13 protein-coding genes are annotated in these 16505 nt (G+C 68.1%); 8 read left to right on the forward strand and 5 right to left on the reverse strand.

Going from position 1 to position 16505, the window contains the following annotated elements; translation table 11 throughout:
- A complete protein-coding gene (locus CMC5_RS22505; protein WP_245677696.1) occupies positions 1–909 on the forward strand; it encodes a polysaccharide deacetylase family protein in 909 nt (302 codons plus the stop codon).
- A 33-nt stretch (positions 910–942) separates the two neighbouring features.
- On the opposite strand, the gene CMC5_RS44835 is transcribed toward CMC5_RS22505, so the two are convergent.
- From CMC5_RS44835 to CMC5_RS22525, 3 genes are all read right to left on the reverse strand, one after another.
- On the reverse strand, positions 943–2235 hold the full coding sequence (locus CMC5_RS44835; protein ID WP_156338805.1) for a hypothetical protein: 1293 nt from the start codon (positions 2233–2235) through the stop codon (positions 943–945).
- A 180-nt stretch (positions 2236–2415) separates the two neighbouring features.
- The gene (locus tag CMC5_RS22520) at positions 2416–3894 is read right to left on the reverse strand and encodes a TolC family protein (protein ID WP_050432348.1); all 1479 of its coding nucleotides are present in this window, start codon (positions 3892–3894) and stop codon (positions 2416–2418) included.
- Positions 3895–4031: 137 nt separating this feature from the next.
- Complete coding sequence (locus CMC5_RS22525; protein ID WP_050432349.1) at positions 4032–5507, reverse strand: hypothetical protein; 1476 nt, start codon at positions 5505–5507, stop codon at positions 4032–4034.
- Between the two features lie 314 nt (positions 5508–5821).
- Here CMC5_RS22525 and CMC5_RS22530 point away from each other — a divergent pair, with 314 nt between their 5' ends.
- The 7 genes from CMC5_RS22530 (at position 5822) to CMC5_RS22560 (ending at position 13040) form a co-directional block, all read left to right on the forward strand.
- The gene (locus CMC5_RS22530; protein WP_245677697.1) at positions 5822–6292 is read left to right on the forward strand and encodes a hypothetical protein; all 471 of its coding nucleotides are present in this window, start codon (positions 5822–5824) and stop codon (positions 6290–6292) included.
- 173 nt (positions 6293–6465) lie between these two features.
- A complete protein-coding gene (locus CMC5_RS22535; RefSeq protein WP_245677698.1) occupies positions 6466–9051 on the forward strand; it encodes a DEAD/DEAH box helicase in 2586 nt (861 codons plus the stop codon).
- Positions 9052–9132: 81 nt separating this feature from the next.
- Entirely contained in the window at positions 9133–9867 is a 735-nt protein-coding gene (locus tag CMC5_RS22540; protein WP_050432351.1) for a tetratricopeptide repeat protein, read from the forward strand.
- A gap of 174 nt (positions 9868–10041) precedes the next feature.
- Complete coding sequence (locus tag CMC5_RS22545) at positions 10042–11307, forward strand: STAS domain-containing protein (protein ID WP_050432352.1); 1266 nt, start codon at positions 10042–10044, stop codon at positions 11305–11307.
- Complete coding sequence (locus tag CMC5_RS22550) at positions 11304–11720, forward strand: STAS domain-containing protein (protein WP_245677699.1); 417 nt, start codon at positions 11304–11306, stop codon at positions 11718–11720. Before CMC5_RS22545 ends, CMC5_RS22550 begins: the two co-directional genes overlap by 4 nt.
- 211 nt (positions 11721–11931) lie before the next feature.
- The gene (locus tag CMC5_RS22555) at positions 11932–12570 is read left to right on the forward strand and encodes an anti-sigma regulatory factor (RefSeq protein ID WP_245677700.1); all 639 of its coding nucleotides are present in this window, start codon (positions 11932–11934) and stop codon (positions 12568–12570) included.
- A complete protein-coding gene (locus tag CMC5_RS22560; protein ID WP_050432354.1) occupies positions 12567–13040 on the forward strand; it encodes an ATP-binding protein in 474 nt (157 codons plus the stop codon). Before CMC5_RS22555 ends, CMC5_RS22560 begins: the two co-directional genes overlap by 4 nt.
- A 163-nt stretch (positions 13041–13203) precedes the next feature.
- On the opposite strand, the gene CMC5_RS22565 is transcribed toward CMC5_RS22560, so the two are convergent.
- Entirely contained in the window at positions 13204–14229 is a 1026-nt protein-coding gene (locus tag CMC5_RS22565) for a tetratricopeptide repeat protein (RefSeq protein WP_050432355.1), read from the reverse strand.
- 177 nt (positions 14230–14406) lie between these two features.
- On the reverse strand, positions 14407–16422 hold the full coding sequence (locus CMC5_RS22570; protein WP_245677701.1) for a L,D-transpeptidase: 2016 nt from the start codon (positions 16420–16422) through the stop codon (positions 14407–14409).
- Between the last annotated feature and the right edge of the window lie 83 nt (positions 16423–16505).

The following is a 16505-nucleotide window of genomic DNA, read 5'->3' on the forward strand; positions in this document are numbered from 1 at the left end:
GTGTCGATCGACCTCGACGAGGTCCACCACTACTTCGCCATCCATGCCCTCACCGCCAGCGCTGGCGGTGCTCACGCGGTGTACGACGCGGCTCTCCAGAGGATCGCGTCGTTCGCTTCTGCGCATGACATTCCGGTCACCTTGTTTGCGGTCGGTGAGGATCTCGACCGTCCGGCAAGCGGCGATGCCCTCCGTGCGCTGAGCGCCGCAGGCCACGCGGTCGAGAACCACTCGTTTCATCATCGCTACGATCTGACCCAGCTACCGCGGACGCAGATCGACGAGGAGATCGCGCGAGGGGCCGAGGCGATCGCGCGGGTGACCGGGCGCACTCCGACAGGGTTTCGGGCCCCTGGCTACACCATCGACGATGCGGTGTTCGACGCGCTCGAAGAGCAGGGGGTGGCCTGGGACAGCTCGGTGTTCCCGTGCCCGACCTACTACGGCGCCAAGGCAGCCGTCCTCGCCGTGCAGCGCGCACGAAACCTCCGATCGGCGGCCATCCTGGGCTCACCGCGTGTTCTGCTCGCGCCAGCGCGACCGTACAGGCCAGGGTATCCGTGGTGGAAGCGTGGGGATCGGAGCGTGGTGGAGCTGCCGATCCAGGTGACGCCCTGGGCTCGTCTACCCGTGATCGGGACGAGCGTGGGGGGCGTGGGCGAGACGGGAGCGCGTTTGCTTGCGCTGGCCTGCCGAGGGGAGCCGCTGGTCCAGCTCGAGCTGCATGGGATGGATTTCCTCGATGCAAGCGATGGACTGGAAGCGCTGAGAGCGCATCAGCCCGAGCTGCACACACCCGTCGAGGCGCGGATGGCAGCGCTGTCGGCGTTCGTCGAGACGCTGACGCGGGCGGGGAAGCGTTTCGTTCGTCTCGATGAGGCCGCGGAGGCGCTGGAGCGGTCCGTGTGAGAGGACCGGAGCGCGCCTCGGCGGCAGGGGAGCTCAGTCCGCGAAATCCGGATCGTCGCAGGCGGCCTGTCGGAGAGAGCGCTTGATGACGCTGCCCGACGACGAGCCCTTCTTCGTCTTGATGGTGACGCTTTCGGGCGAGTCCTGGAACCAGTAGTCGATGGACTCGACCTTCCAGATCGTGCGGTCTTTGTCGAGCGCCTTGAAGCGGTCCTTCACGGAGGAGTCCGCACTGGGGCTGGATTTGTACTCGTCCGTCTGGACGAAGAAGCAAGTCCCCTTGGGGCGGGCCGGCGCGTAGAGGTATCTCCCGCCGAAGTCGATGTCGATCGTGAAGCTCTCCAGGACCTTCCCGCTGGCGTCCTTCGCTTCGATCTTGTGCGGGCCCGACGACAAGGTGACCTGCGCGACGAGCTTCTCGTTCTCGGTGGCGGTGTGCTTCACGTTCTCGGCGACGGGCTTCTCGTCCACGAGGATGGTGAGGCCGTCGGTTCCGGTCACGTTCACGATACGCAGCGTGGGACGAGAGGCGAAATAGGCAACGACGGCAGCGAGGGCGAGGAAGGCCACGAGACCAACACCGACCAGGATCTTCTTGAGGGGGCTCTGCGCGGCGGAAGGGGTGGCGCCGGGAGCTTGCGCCGGGGCACCGCTGAAACCGCCGGGTTGACCGAATCCTCCAGGGGGGCCGAACCCGCCAGGCGGGGCCCCTGGCTGGCCGTAACCGCCAGGCTGGCCCTCGGGGGGACCAAAGCCACCCGGCGGAGCACCGGGGGGACCAAAGCCACCGGGGGGGGCGCCAGGACCACCGAAACCCCCCGGGGGAGCGCCGGGTTGTCCATAGCCTCCGGGCTGGCCCTCGGAGCCACCGAATCCTCCAGGGGCTCCGCCAGGGCCGAATCCACCGGGAGGCGCGCCGGGTTGGCCAGGTTGCCCATAGCCTGGAGGCGTACCGGGTTGTCCGTAGCCCGGAGGCGCACCGGGTTGTCCAGGTTGACCATAGCCTGGAGGTGCGCCGGGTTGTCCGTAGCCTGGAGGCGCGCCGGGTTGTCCGTAGCCTGGAGGCGCACCGGGTTGTCCGTAGCCCGGAGGCGCACCCGGCGGAGCGCCATAACCTTCTGGCGGAGGAGCAGGCTGGCCACCAAAGCCGCCGGGCTGACCATAACCGGGAGGTGCACCGGGCGGAGCGCCATAACCTTGCTGGGGTTGCTGAGGCCCTCCAGCTCCAGGGGGATATCCGCCTCCGGGCGGACCTCCGCCGGGAGGATAACCTCCGCCAGGAGGTGCACCAGGGGGGCCGAAGCCGCCGGGGGGATAGTTGGCCATCGCTGAAACGCCTCCTCGTCGCAATCCACCTCATGCCCGGAACTGCCGGGCATCGACTCCCTGGCACGACGAGGGCCAGGAGAGGTCCTGAGGCGCCGCGATGATACGAAGGCGTTTCATGGCTGCCAGGGAAAAGCGCCGCGGTGCGGCACGAGTCTGGGCGGTGGCGACGCCTCGCGTTCAGTGCTGACAGTTTGCGGAGGCGAGCAAGGAAGAGATCTTCGCCCGGACCACCTCGAACTCCTGAAGTGCAAGTTCCAGCTCTCGCTGCCGGAGCTGCTGTTGCGTCTGCACCAGCTCGAAGCTCGTGGCGGTGCCGGCTTCGAAGGCGACGCGGGTGAGACGCGTGGTCTCTGCGGCGAGATCGCGCGCGGCGGTTGCCACACGCCGCGACTGTTCGGCCACCTCGATCCCACGGCTGGCCTGGGTCAGTTCCACGGCCGCGGCACGCTCGACGACACCGAGCCGCTCCTTCTGCTGCTCGACCTGGGCGCGGGCACTCTTGAGCATGCCGTACCGGGCGCCACCGTCCCAGAGAGGGATGGTGAGCAAGGCCTGGATGGACCACTGGGTATTCGTGAACTCGCTCTGCACGACGTGGCTCACGGTGGTGTTGCTGGAGAGGGTGGCCGTGGGTGCGAATGCGAGCTTGGCATCCGTCACGCTTCGTGCGGTCAGGTCGAGCTGCGCGCGTGCGGCGCGTACGTCGGGGCGTGAGCCGATGTCCCCTGGGGAGCAGAGCGTCCGCAAGGACGACTCGACGTCGTTGAGCGACAGGTTCGGCTCGACGCCATACGCATCCTTGAACCCGAGGGCGAGGCCGAGTGCCTCGCGCGTCTTCCGAAGGGACTCGTCGGCACTGACGATCTGCGAGCGCGCTGCAGCGACATCCTGCTCGGCGCGCACGACGTCCAGCTTGGTGCCGGTGCCGAGGTCGGCGCGACGACGGGTGAGTTCCAGAAGCTCGAGGCTTCCCCGGAGCCCGACCCGGTTGATCTCCGAGACCCGCTCCGCCGTGACCACGTTGACCACACCGGTCGCGACGGTAGCGAACGTCACCCGGCGCTGATCCTCGGCGGTCATCCTCGCGATCTCGGTCTGGAGCTTGGCCGTCCCGACGCCGTACCAGACGCGGGGCGCGAGGAGCGGCTGCGAGATGCTGATCCCCGTGTTGAGCTGCGTGAGCCGCTGCTCGACCAGGCCGACGCCGGGGACGAAGCTCGTCCCGGGAATGAGTGACTGGTTGATGGTGCCAGAAGCGTTGATCGCGGGGAGGGCCTGGGCGAGCGCCTGACGTGCGAGACCCTCGGCGCGCGCAATCTCCTGGATGGCGATGACCAGATCGGGAGATCGGGCCTCGACGAGCGTGACCGCGTCACGCCAGTTGCTGAGCACCCGGGTCGCCGGGGGGACCGACTTGAGGTCGGGATCGTCGATGTTCAGGGGACGCAACCCGGACAGCTCCTGGGAGACGCCAGTGCTCGACGGCGCCGCGAAGGTTCCCGTCGGGTCGGCCTGCGGCGGCTTGGCTGCGGGCGGCTGTGCGCGGTCCGGCTGTGCCCCGATCGTCGGCGCGGACGCCGGCTGCGCGAGGGCTGGCGCGGTGAGGACGAGCAGCGACGTGGCGAGCAGGCTTGAGGCGACGGAGCGTCGGCGCATGAGGCGAATTCGATGCTCCTTCAGCGGAGGGATGACAAGGGAGAAAGGTTCGAGAGAGGGGAGAACAAAAATTCTTAACAGTCGGCTCGTCGAACCGCCGGAGGGCGCCGTCGGCCGGGCAGTATCATCCGCCCCTGTCAGCGCCACACACCAAGGCCGAGGCTGACGCTCTCGTACCTGGGCGCAAAGTCCATGGCTGCACGCAAAGAATACGTCACCTCTGGCACCAACCCCCAGAAGGTCGTGCTGAACATCTTGAGGTCCGCGCCGAACGTGAAATGCTGTCGGCCGACACGGCCGAATCTGCTCGGCTCGTAATAACTGCCGAGTCGGGTCGCAATGAGGTTCGGGATCGGCTCCGTCTCGATCCCGAACCGAGGGGAAAAGTTGACGGCTGCTCCCGAGGTTCCGACCTTGGACGGCTCATCCGGTGCGTTGCCACGCAGGAACCACTCCATGCTGACGCCGCGGTGCACCGGGCCGCTCACGAGCAGTGCGGCCGTGAGGAGGAGATGCTCGCGGGGCCAGTTCTTCGCGCGCGTGCGGCGGTCTTCTTTCAGGGCGTTGTAAGAGCGCGTGAGCACGGCCTCTTCCCTCGCGGCTTCACGTCTCCGTAGATCGGCGTGACGCTTCTCGATCTCCTGTCGCGCCTCGGGCGTCTCGGCGTCACGTAGCTCCTCCACCCAGCGTGCATCTCTGGCTGCGCGTGCCGCGGCCCGTTCCTCGCGCAGCGCCCGTTCCTCTTCGAGGGGGTTGAGCCACTGGGGATTGAGCGGGCGGGGGCCGACCTGGATGGCGAGCCCGAGCTCCAGCTCCCAGGGGAGCACGGCGCGATCTGGGAGCACCAGCGCGCCCGCGCGCCGTACACCGCCGACGCTGACCGCCTGATCGTCGCCGAGTCGGAAGGTGCCTCCGTCCACCGGCATCCGGTAGGTTGCCCCGAAACGCCACGACGACCAGTCGGGTCGCACCATGAAGCCGAACTGCGGGGCGATGCCTGCCAGCGTGAGGGTTGCTTCCGGAGCGTCGATGCCGAGGGTCACGGCGCGCGCTCCGCCCCCCACGACGAACTGGCCGTTGAAGAAATGCATCCCGGCGAGGATGTGATACCGGCCGAGGGTCACGGCGCTGCGCTGCCCGCCGAACTCCAGCGAGTAGCGTGAAATGTCCGCGTTGGCACCAGCCCCGAAGGGCCCGATCTGGAGCATGGCGCCGAACGTCCCGTAGATGAAGTTCGAGTAGTCCGCGTCGCGTGTCCCGCTGTTGTCGAAGTCGTTGTTCTCGAACATCTCCAGGGGAATCGAGATCGAGCCGCCGATGTCGTAGTCCACCCAGCCGATGCTGAAAGGCTCACGCAGCGCAGGTGCCGCTGCGTTGACGACCATGCCGGGGATCCCCTCCGCATACCCCGCATAGGCGCCCGAGATGCCCGTGACCCGGAGCGGCGCGAGGATCGGACCCTGGAACAGGTCCAGCGCATAATCGTTGGTCGGAAGCGAATCGGCCGAGGCGCGGGCAGGCCACGCCGCGGCGAGCGCCAGCGCTGCCAAGCTCAGTTTTCCCGTCCCGGGGCCCCGACGACGCCCGACCCGCTGTTCGCCGTTCCAGCCCATCGGTAGATTCGTCGCCTTCGGCGCGTCGGGCAGGTTGATAGCACTGGTGCGGCCTCATCACGAGAGGAAGGGTGAAGACCCTGGCGCGGTAGCGGTGCTCCGATGGCTCCCCGAGCCGCCGTGGCGGGGCGGGACCGGCAACGGAGGGGCACCACGAGGAGAGCCGCGCGGCCGAGGACCCCCATGGCAGGGGGGAAAGGCCCTCTGCCATCCCTGGGCACCGCAGATTTGCACCCAACCCCTGGCGTGGAGCGGCAAGGATAGATAAGGAGGGAAGCCAGCGCTCTTCACCCCTGAAGAGCGGCACGTGCACCATGTCCGCCCCTGCTCCCCGCCTGTCTGCTCGCGTGCGCGGCCGCCGGCTTGCGATGGTCCTCTATTACGGCCTCGCGGCCGTGGTCATCGTCGTCGCCACCGCGCAGATCGTCCGGCAGGTCTTTTTCCTCCCTGTGAGCCCTTCTCCTTACGGAACCTGTCAAAACGGGCTGCTGGCGCTGGCTCGAGCCGTGGAGCGGGCCCGGGACGCCGCTCCTGGTACGGACGGGGAAGACGCTGCAATTGCCCGCTTTCGGGACGCGCTCGACCCCGAGTGGAGCCACCGGGATGGGATTGCGGCGACCTGTCGGGGCTCGGCAAAGGACGAGCGCGCTCTCGACGCCATCGAACGGCTCCGCTATGCGGAAGAGCACGCCGCGCGGAGGGAGGCAGGTGACCTCGCTCCGCTCCGGCGCCGGGTCCGGGCGATCATGAATGGTGAACTCGGTCCGGTGGACCACGGTAAATAGGGATGACGGCGGCGAGGCATATGGCCGATGCCGGCGTCGCGCTCGACTCCGACTCGCGACTCATAAAGCCAATGACCGACCCCTCAGCCCTTCCTACTTTGAACGGTCCCGAGAACCTGGTGGCTTCCTCGCAGCAGCCTCAGGACGAAGGCCCCGCGCGAGCCGCGCGCGACGTGACGCAGGAAGAGGGCAGGACACCTGCCGAGGCGGACCAGCAAGAGGCCGCTCCCTCCATCGCCAGCGCACCCGACGATCTCGCAGGAGCGTCTCCCGGCTCCCCGCCGCCCGAGGCCCCGACGTTCGACGTGCTCCCGCTCTCCGCCGAGCTGCGCGAGACCCTCGCGGAGATCGGGTACATCCACCCCACCCCGGTCCAGCTCGCCGTCTGGGAGCCCGCGACGCGCGGCCGCGACGCGATGGTTCAGGCGCGCACCGGCACTGGCAAGACCGCAGCGTTCGGGCTGCCGATCGTCGATCACATCGTCAAGCGTTCGAACCAGAACGCACAGGTGCTCGCGCTCTGCCCGACGCGCGAGCTGGCGTTGCAGGTCAGCGGTGAGATCGAACGGCTAGGACGCCGCAAGGGGATCCGTGTGACGGCGATCTACGGAGGCGCACCCATGCAGCGGCAGATCGATGCGATCGCTGCGGGGGCTCAGGTCATCGTCGGGACGCCGGGTCGCGTCCTCGACCACCTAAGGCGGGGCACGCTCTCGCCCAAGCACATCCGGCACCTGGTGCTGGACGAGTGCGACGAGATGCTCTCGATGGGCTTCGAGCGCGAGCTCAGCGCCATCCTCGCCGAGCTGCCGCCGGAGCGTCAGACCCTCCTTTTCTCTGCGACCGTGCCACCCGACATCGAGCGGATCTCGAAGCAGCGGCTGAGAAATCCAGAGTTCGTCACGCTGTCCAGCGATGCCGTCGGTGCGCTCTCGATCCAGCACTTCGTGTACTTGATCACGGGCGATAAGTCGGGCTCGTTGCTCCGCATCCTCGAGATCGAGAACCCGGAGAGCGCGATCATCTTCTGTAACACCCGCGACGAGACGGAGGCCGTCACCGCATCGCTTCGTCGTCATGGCTACGACGCTGAGTGGCTGAATGGCGACCTGCCCCAGTCCGATCGCGAACGGGTCATGACGGCGACCCGCCAGGGACGACTTCGCTTTCTGGTCGCGACTGACGTCGCTGCGCGCGGGATCGATGTCTCCCACCTGACGCACGTCATCAACTACGACTTCCCCCAGGACTCCGAGAGCTACGTCCATCGCACGGGCCGCACGGGGCGCGCAGGGCGCACGGGGACGGCGATCTCGCTGATCACGCCGCAGGATGTCGGGCCCCTGTACCTCCTCCGGCTCGTCTACAAGATCAGGCCTCTGGAGCGACAGATCCCCACCGAGGGGGAGTTGAAGACGCGGGCAGAAGCCGACCTCGTGAACCTGCTCGCCGAGGCGTTCCTTCCCAAGGGCACCCACGCGGATGATCTCGCGCTGGCGCGGCGGATCCTGACGCACGATCAGGCCGATGTCATCGTGGCCGGACTGCTGCGCGATCATCTCGGCGCCCGCCCCACCGTCAAGGACGAGGCGGGAACCGCGCGCCGCGCGGCGCTGCCTCGACCGACGCCGACGGTCGCTGCCAAGCCGGCAGCGGGCGTTCCTGAGCGCCATCCGACCGAACGAGGGCCGTCTCCCTCCCGCTCGCCCGAGACGCCCAGCGTCGAGCCTCGCGAGCGCCCCCGCCAGGTGGAACCGCGGGTCGACGTGCGTGGAGGACGAGAGGCGGGGTCCACGGTCAGGGAACCGCGACCGGCGCCGCCAGTCCCGGTGCGCTCGCCGTCGGCTCCGGTCGGAGAGGAAGGGGGGCATCCCGTCGAGAAGAACTTCACCCAGGCGGCGCCTGTCGCACCGCGGCGCGGCTTCGAGTCTGGCCCTCGCCGCGTCGATCCGCAGGAGCCGGTATCGCCGGAAACGGAGCGGAGTCGGGATCGAGATCCCGAGAGACGAGAACGGGCTGAGCGTCGTGGTGGGCGACAGGACGAATACCGTCGACGCCCAGGGGAGGGGAGGGAAGGGCGGGACGACCAGCCGACCTCGATGACGGAGCCCCCCGCGACACGACCGGAGCCGGTGATCCGGCCACTGGATCGCGCGCGGCTCGTCGGTGACGCTGCCGAGCGCTCCGGGGAGCGCCGGCGTGACCGGAGCGAACCTCGCGTCGAGGACGCCGTGCCGCCGAGCAAGAGCGCTGCTCCTCCCTCAGCGCCGCCCGGGGCACGCCGAAGCCCTTCGCGCGCGGAAGCGCAGCAAGAGCGCCCGCTCACCCGGCATGCCGATTTCATCACCTGGCAGCCCCCCGAGGAAGAGGGGGACGACGAGCCCATCCTCGCCGAGTCGCACGCGGCACCCCAGGCGGCCCGGCATGATGCTGGTGAGCCCCCCGCGGCCACCCCGACCGAGAGTGATCTGTTCGGTGAAATTTACGTGAACATCGGCCGGCGTGATGGCGCCCGCGCCGCGGATTTTCAGCGTGTCCTCGTGGAGCGCGGCGAGATCTCCAAGGACGATGTGGGTCGCATCCGTGTCCGCGAGCGCAACGCCTTCGTGAGCGTGCGCCGGGTCGAACTCATGCGCGCGCTCGATGCCCTCAACGGGGCGACCATCGCCGGCAAAGAGGCGCACGCCGAAGTGGCGAGGGGGCGGTCACCAGGCGGGGCGGAAGCGGACGACAGCTCCACTCCGCCCGAGGCGAGCTAGCGCGAGCCCAGGTCCCCGAGGAGAGTGCGTGCATGAGCGACGCCCCTGGCCAACGAAGCTGGGAGGTCGTATCACGGGAGCATGGTGCGCAGCGGCTCCAGCGAGACCGAACGGCTCCGACGTGACGTCGAGCGGGCGCTGTCCGCCGACGTCGACGCCGACGCGGTCCTGTCGTTGCTCGCACGTCTCGCACGCGCCTCGGCTCCTGGTAGCGAGAACTGGGTCTTTGCACACCGGCATCTCGCCGAGCGCGGGGTGGAGCGCGAGCCCTGGCGTGCCTCCCTGTTCGCGCGGCGCGTCGTCGCCGTCGACCCCGCCGATGACGGGGCATGGGCGGTGCTCGGGCTTGCGCAGTCGCTGCTGGGCAACTATCGCTACGCCGTCCGAGCGTACCGGCGAGCCGTCACGCTGGCGCCGAGCAACCCATGGTACGCACACAACCTCGGACATCTGCTGGATTGCGCGCTGCATTGCCCGGAAGAGGCCCTGCCATTGCTTTCTCGGGCAACCGAAGCGCAACCGGACGAGCCAGAGATCGCGACGAGCTACGCGCATGCCCTGGCCCGCTGCGGCAAACTGCCGCTCGCGAAGAAGATCTTGAAGCGAGCGATCCGTCGGGGCGCGACGGCCGACCAGATGACGCTTCTGCGCTGGCTCGAAGCTGGGGCGCCAGCGGCGGGTCTCGGGGACGCCGGCCGTGCCGAATCCAAGCGCAAAACGAAGCGGCGCCGGAGCCGGGGAGGCACGCAGCAAAGGCAGGGTCCTGCTGGTCTGTCCGGAGCGACACCGGTGTGCGACGAGCACGTGGGCGAGTAGGCGGATCAACGTGGGAGCCCTGACCATACAACCAGCGACCGGCGGTGATGCGAAGCGCCCACCGATCGATTGCTTGACGCTCGGAGCCCCTCTTGGCGATAAGCTGAGTTTCTCTATGGTCGCGTATCCCCACCAGGTCTGGTTCTGCCGGAGCGCCCTGGGGTGGGTCTACCCATGAGTGAGGAGCTGCTCAAACAGGAGATCTCGGGCCTCAAAGCCCGGGTTCAGGAGCTGGAACAGCTCCTCGCCGGTCAGGACGCGGCCTCGCAGCAGCAGTCCACGAGGCTCGAGCAAGCCGTGGCCGATGCCCGCGAGCGATCCGAGCAGCTCGAGCGCTCTGAAGACGAACTGCGCAGGCAGGCCGACATCCTCCGGCTGGTCCTGGACAGCATGACCGATGGCGTTGCCGTGGTGAACGACCGCGGCGACCTCTTGCTGGTGAACCCCGCAGCCGAACGAATGCTCGGCGCCGTGGCCTCCCCCATCGTGGCCGCTCAGGCGGCCGAGCCCGCGCTGTTCTTCCCTGATGGCGAGACCGCTCTCCCGGAGGAGGCGCACCCCCTCGCGCTGGCGCTGAAGGGCGAGATGGTCGATCAGCTCGAGATCTTCACGCGTGCACCTCGGCCCACGCCGCTCTCGACAGAAGGAGAGCCGCGCTCCGCGCGCGTTGCGGACCCGGTTCATCACGGCGAGGGGCTCCACTTGACGGTGACGGCGAATCCGATGCGCCGACGGGATGGATCGATCTCCGGTGCCGTCGCCGTCTTTCGCGATGCCACCGAAAAGAAGCGGCTCATCGAGGATCTCGAGTCGAGGAACCGCGAGTTCTCCGACAACGAGCAGATCAAATCCGAGCTGGTCGAGCGGCTCAGGCTGGCCATCGACGAGATCTCCACACCCATCCTCGAGCTCTGGGACGACGTGCTCGCCTTGCCCCTCATCGGTGTCGTCGACTCTCACCGCAGCATGCAGATCATGGAGCGACTGCTCGAGGAAATCGTCCACCGCCAGTCTCGTCACGTCATCATCGACGTCACGGGCGTCGAGATCATCGACACGCGCACGGCAGACTATTTCCTGAAGCTGTTCAAAGCCGTGGCGCTGCTCGGTGCGCGGTGCCGCATCACGGGTGTCAGGCCCGCGGTCGCGCAGACCTTGGTGGAACTCGGGATCGAGCTCGGCGGCGTGCGCGCCTCCCGCAACCTCAAGCACGCATTGCGGGACATCCTCCGCGATGCATCCATCTTCTCCGCCCGCCAGCCCCACGGCCATCGCAATGGTTTCCCGTTCGATGGCCAGGGCGGCCCCCCGGAGCACCGCACCCACGGACGACTTCCGAAGGGGTATGGTCGCGCCGGTCGCAGCTTCGCGTCCCATTCCGATGGATCTTCGTCGGATCCCGGAGAGCAACGCTTCCTCAGCAAGGAGACGTCGTCTTGATACAGGCCAGCAGAGTCCCCATCGTCGGCCTTTTCGGCAACCTCATCGTCTCGGTGCAGGGAGGGCTCACGGATGGCCAGGTGGAACAGCTCCGCGAGGATGTCACCGGGTCGATCGAGTCTCGCTCGCCGCGAGGGCTGATCGTCGATCTCTCCGGCGTGGAGATCCTCGACAGCTACCTCACGCGCGCGATCCGCGACATCGCGCTCACGGCGCGTCTGATGGGGGTGCGCACGGCGGTCTGTGGTCTGAGGCCGGCGGTGGCCATCGCGCTCGTGGAAATGGACCTCGAGATTCCGGGCGTGGTCACCGCGCTCAACCTCGAACGGGCCGTCGAGATGCTTGCCCCCGCGGATGACGACGACCTTCCAGATGACTTGGTCAGCGAGGTGCCGAATGAAGAGCCCTCCTGAGGGGCCGCCTTCGAGCGGCTCTCGAGGGCCGCCGAGCCATACCGGACCGCTTTCCCGTAGCGTTCAGGGCTCACCCTCGAGTCACAGCCACACCGGGCCACTCTCAGGGCGTGGCAGCGGGACGATTGCGCCCACCGTGGCGCCCACGTCGGCGCGCTCGGGGCCACCGCCTTCGTTTCGTGGTGGCTCGACGCAACCAACGCGGCTCGGCGTGATCGGAATCACCGATCGCATCGAGGGCGTGCTCGCGCAGTTCCTGTCGCCTGCCGTGCGCAAGAGCGTCATCGACTGCGGCGTGCGGCAAGCGAGGGTGGATCGCGACTCGATGCGTGAAGCGGACCTCCGTCGCCTCCTCGTCGAGGTGAAGCGCGGCGTTCAGCTCTTCGTGCGTGATCAGGTGCAGCTCGAGCGCTGCGTGTCACAGCTCAACGAGCTCGACTACGCAGCGCCTGCGCCACGGGAGATCCTTGTCGATGTGCGCACCGAAGAAGATGTGCTTCGTGCACGCTCGGCGGGTCGCGAACTCTGCATCGAGCAGATGGTGAGCGACGTGCTCCTCACGAAGATCGTCACGGCGATCTCGGAGCTCGGGCGCAACATCGTCCGCTATGCGGGGAGCGGTGAGATCAGCGTGCGGTCGATCATGAGCCCGCAGCGGGCCATCGAGATCTGCGCGAAGGATCAAGGCCCTGGAATCACGAACCTTGCCGAGATTCTCAGCGGCAAGTACCGCTCTCGTCACGGCATGGGCGCGGGTCTGCGCGGCACGAAGGCGCTCATGGATGAGTTCGACATCCAGACGGGCCCCGGCAAGGGCACGGTGGTCACGGTTCGGAAACTTCTTGGATGAGTTCACCGCTCCCCAGCTTCACGCTCCCGGTGAGGCGCGAGGAGGACCGGTTCGCTTGCGCGGCCGAAGGGGTGCGCATTGCCCGCTGGGCGGGCCTCTCCGACCGGGCGCAGCAAGAGCTGGCGATTGCCATCGCCGAGCTGGTCTCCAACGCCGTGCGCCACGCCGGGGGCGGTGAGATCGAAGTCCGTGCCATCCGAGGGGTCCCACCGAACCCCAACCCGTCCATCGCATCACCCGTCGACAAGAACCCGCGCCTTGGCGTGGAGGTGATCGTCCGTGACTCTGGACCGGGAATCGATCCCAAGCTCGCCACGGCCACGGAGGAGAGTTCCTCGACGCCAGTCCCTCGCTTGCCAGGGCAGGGTCTAGGGATCGGTCTCGGCGCCGTCCATCGCCTGATGAGCTCTGTGGTCATCCGCTCGGCGCCCGGGATCAGCACCGAGGTCGTCGCCATCAAGTGGGCCTAGCTACGGCGCACCCCTGAACCAGGGAGCCGTCGGCTTCGTCGTGCGCCACCCCCGCCGGCGCTACACAGAGAACCAAGGGCATGGGCCAGAGGCCTCGAGCCAGGTCCGAGTTCCTCGGACTCGGTCGATCTCGCAAACACGCGCTCCGCGCGTCGAGCCGCCCTCAGTTCAGCTCTTTCTCGCTGCGCTCGGCTTGCTCGGCCTCGAGGAACGTCGCCGTGATCTCACGCTCCAGCGCCAGGGTGATCTCGCGCTCGATCCCGTCCACATTCCCGGCGAGACGCGCAACGTTCAGCGCGTACACGAACACCCGCGCGCAAGGCCGGTTGTCGACGGGCCCGCGGTGCCCTCGCTCCCGCTCCTCCGACGCGATCCCATCCAGCAGCACCAGCGCGCGAGGATCCACCCCCTCGGCCACGAGCTCCATCCCGGGCACGTCGGACACGTAGACCTCCGCCTCCTCGACGTAGCGCCGCAGCACCGGGTTCAGCACACCGATCGCGCGCTGAGCGATCTGCGCCATGCCTTCGCGGCTTGGCGCCCACGGGGGCATCCCCAGCTCCACATCCAGCTCCCGCGAGCGCAGGAATGCCTGGGTCGCCCCCCGCATGTCCCCCCGCTCATCGCGGATCAGCCCCAGATAATAGTGAGCCTCCGCGTGCCGCAGATCCTTCTTCACGGCTTCCTCGATCAGTGCGGCGGCCTTGTCGACCTGCCCCACCTCATAGTTCGCCCGACCCACCAGGAACGTGTGGTTCGGGTTGTCGTATGGGCTCTCGGGGATCCTCGCCACCACCCGCGACGCCTCGTCGAGGTCGCCCTTGCCGAGGAGTGCATCGAACTTGAGCAGCAGCGCGTCGATGACCTCCTCGTCGACCTCTGCCAGCTCCAGGGCCTGGTCGCACATGTCGATCGCCTGGTCGTACTCACCCATCGGGTGGATGTAGACCTCTGCCGCGTTCAGCATCGCCTCCAGGTACGTGTCGTCCAGAGCGATGGCCTGCCGGTACGCCTCGATGGCCTCCTCGCCTTCGCCTTCCATGGCAGCGACGAAGCCGAGGAGGTTGTGCGCCTCCGGCGAGTTCGGGTCGAGTTCGAGCGCTCTGCGCGCCGATGCCTCTGCCCCGCGTGTATCACCGCGCTGGACGAGCTCCCAACCGCGGTCCAGATGCGCCGAGAACTGGTCCATGGCGGGTCCAACAACTGGGCGAAGGTCCGCCTCAAGTCAAGAGGCACTGGTGCAATCGACCTCGAACCCCGGGTTCTTCACGCTTCCCGAGGGGCGAGAGTCGACCATGCGCAGCCGGCCGAGTCCGGTCTCACGCTCCTTCTACCAGTCTACCCTCTGTTCGCCTCACCGGCACGCTCAGTCGTGGATCGAGATCAGCGTCCCAGGCTTCTGTGGTGTCGACCAGACACCATGCCAGCCGCGCGGCATCCGGGGCTCGGTCCACATGAACACCCGCTTCGCGTCCAGCGGCGCCAGATTCACACAGCCGTGGCTCCGCTCACGACCGAAGTCGCTGTGCCAGAACGCCCCGTGCAGCGCGTACGAACCGTCGTAGTACGCCACGAACGGCACATCCTCGATGCTGTAGGGCAGATCCCCTGCCGCCGTCCCATCGCCGTCCATCACGGCCGCGATGTGCTTCTCGCGGATGCGGAACACACCGGGCTTGGTCGGGTGATCCTTCTTCTTGTTCGAAGACCGCTTCCCCGGAGAGATCAGCGCCGCGAACACCGGCTTGTCGCCTTCCACGAGCGTCAACGTCTTCCGCGTCAGGTTGACGTCGACCCACTTCTCTCCAGTCGCGAGATCGGAGGGCTTCGTGCCCGGCTCGGCGTACGTCCCGTCCTTGTCCCGCATCCACCACCCGTCGGTGGTCTTCCGGTAGAGCACCGTCTTCACGGTGACGCTCTCCCCGGTGAGCCCGAACGCTGCTTGTCGCGCGATCGACCCCGTCACCTTGACCTTGCCCGCCTCGGCGTCGACCTCGTACTTGCTCGCCTTCGTCGACAGGATGAACCCGACCTGTCGCGCGCCTTCGGGGAAATCGCTCCCCTGCGAACCGGGCGGCTTGATCACGTACATCCGATCGCTCGGCGCCACGAGACCGGAGGTCGTCTTGTACCAGAGCCTGTCGTTCCACCCGAACGACTTGTCGATCGCGACGAAGAACCCCTTCACCATCCGCTTCGCGACAGGACCGTCCGCGTCCTTGTCGAGATCGGCGAGCGTGATGCTCAGCGGCTTGTCCTTGTCGTACGTGCGCTGCCACCACGGCTTGTCGTCCTCCGTCTCCGGAGGCGGCTCCGCAAGCCCGAGCCCCAGCGACGCCGCGGCGGCGGCCGCCGCCGTCTTGTCATCGACCCCGCTGCTCGGCGTCCCCGCCGAGCCAGGACCGTCTCCGCTGGGCAGTGCGCCCGTCGGCAGCGGCGCATCCTTGTCCTTCTCCGGCTTGCGCGGCGTGGCGCTGTCCCCGCCTGAGCCCTCGCTCACGCCAGCGCTTGCGATCGCCACAGCGACCACCGCGTCCTTGCCCGTCGCGCTCGCGGACGACCCCCCCACGCCCTCGCTATCGGAGGCCTTCTTCTCCGCTTCCTTCTTCGCGAGCTCAGCCTTCTTCTTCTCGGCCTGCTCCTTCTTCTTCTTGCGCGCCGCCTCGAGGTACGGCTCGTAGCGGTTCATCTCCTCGCGCGAGGGGACCGACCGGTACAGCGGCGTGCCGTGCGCGTTGTTGTACGCGTACTTGTAGGGCAGAAGATCATCGAGGTTTGGCGGCGTCACACCGAGGCGCACCTGCGGATCCGACATGTCCAGCGTCGAGTATTTTCCGCAGACGTAGCCGCCGTCGAGCAGGCGATACCACCCCTTGGCGCAGTTCCCTCCCTTCAACGGCTTGGGATCGACCGGCACCTTCCCACCGCGGCGGATGTAGCCGACCCGCTTGTTGGAGAACTCCATCGTCGGGTACACCGGCGTCTGGATCCACTGCGCGCCGAGCAGCGGCCCCGTGTAGGGCTTCTCCTCTTCCTCCTCCTTGGGGGCTTCAGCCACCGCCTCGCTCGTCGGGGCTGCGCTCGGCGCCGCACTCTCCGGGGCGGCAGCGTGTGGCTCTCCCGAAGACGCAGGGGAAGGGGAGGGGAGCGCCACGCTGGTCGTGGGCGCTGGCGGAGCGGGAAGCGCGTTCTGACGTTGCGGCTTCTCCGTGGAGGGCCCAGGAGGCGCCTCCCCGTGACAACCGCTCCCCCAGGCCACAGCGCCTGCCAGCACCGACGCCACCACGAAGCCTGCTGCGCTCGAGACCAGCGACGACCGCGCCCGCACGTTCTCGTCGGGCGCTGGCGCCGGCGCGGTGGCCCGCGGATCTCGCGGATTCACGCGCCGCGTGTTTCCCTGGCCACCCGACGCCGAGGAAGGACGGGCCGGGTCCCGCGGGGTGGGGGGGCGAGGCGCCTGCGTAC

Origin of the sequence: Chondromyces crocatus, from assembly GCF_001189295.1 — a bacterium.
GTDB classification, from domain to species: Bacteria; Myxococcota_A; Polyangia; order Polyangiales; family Polyangiaceae; genus Chondromyces; species Chondromyces crocatus.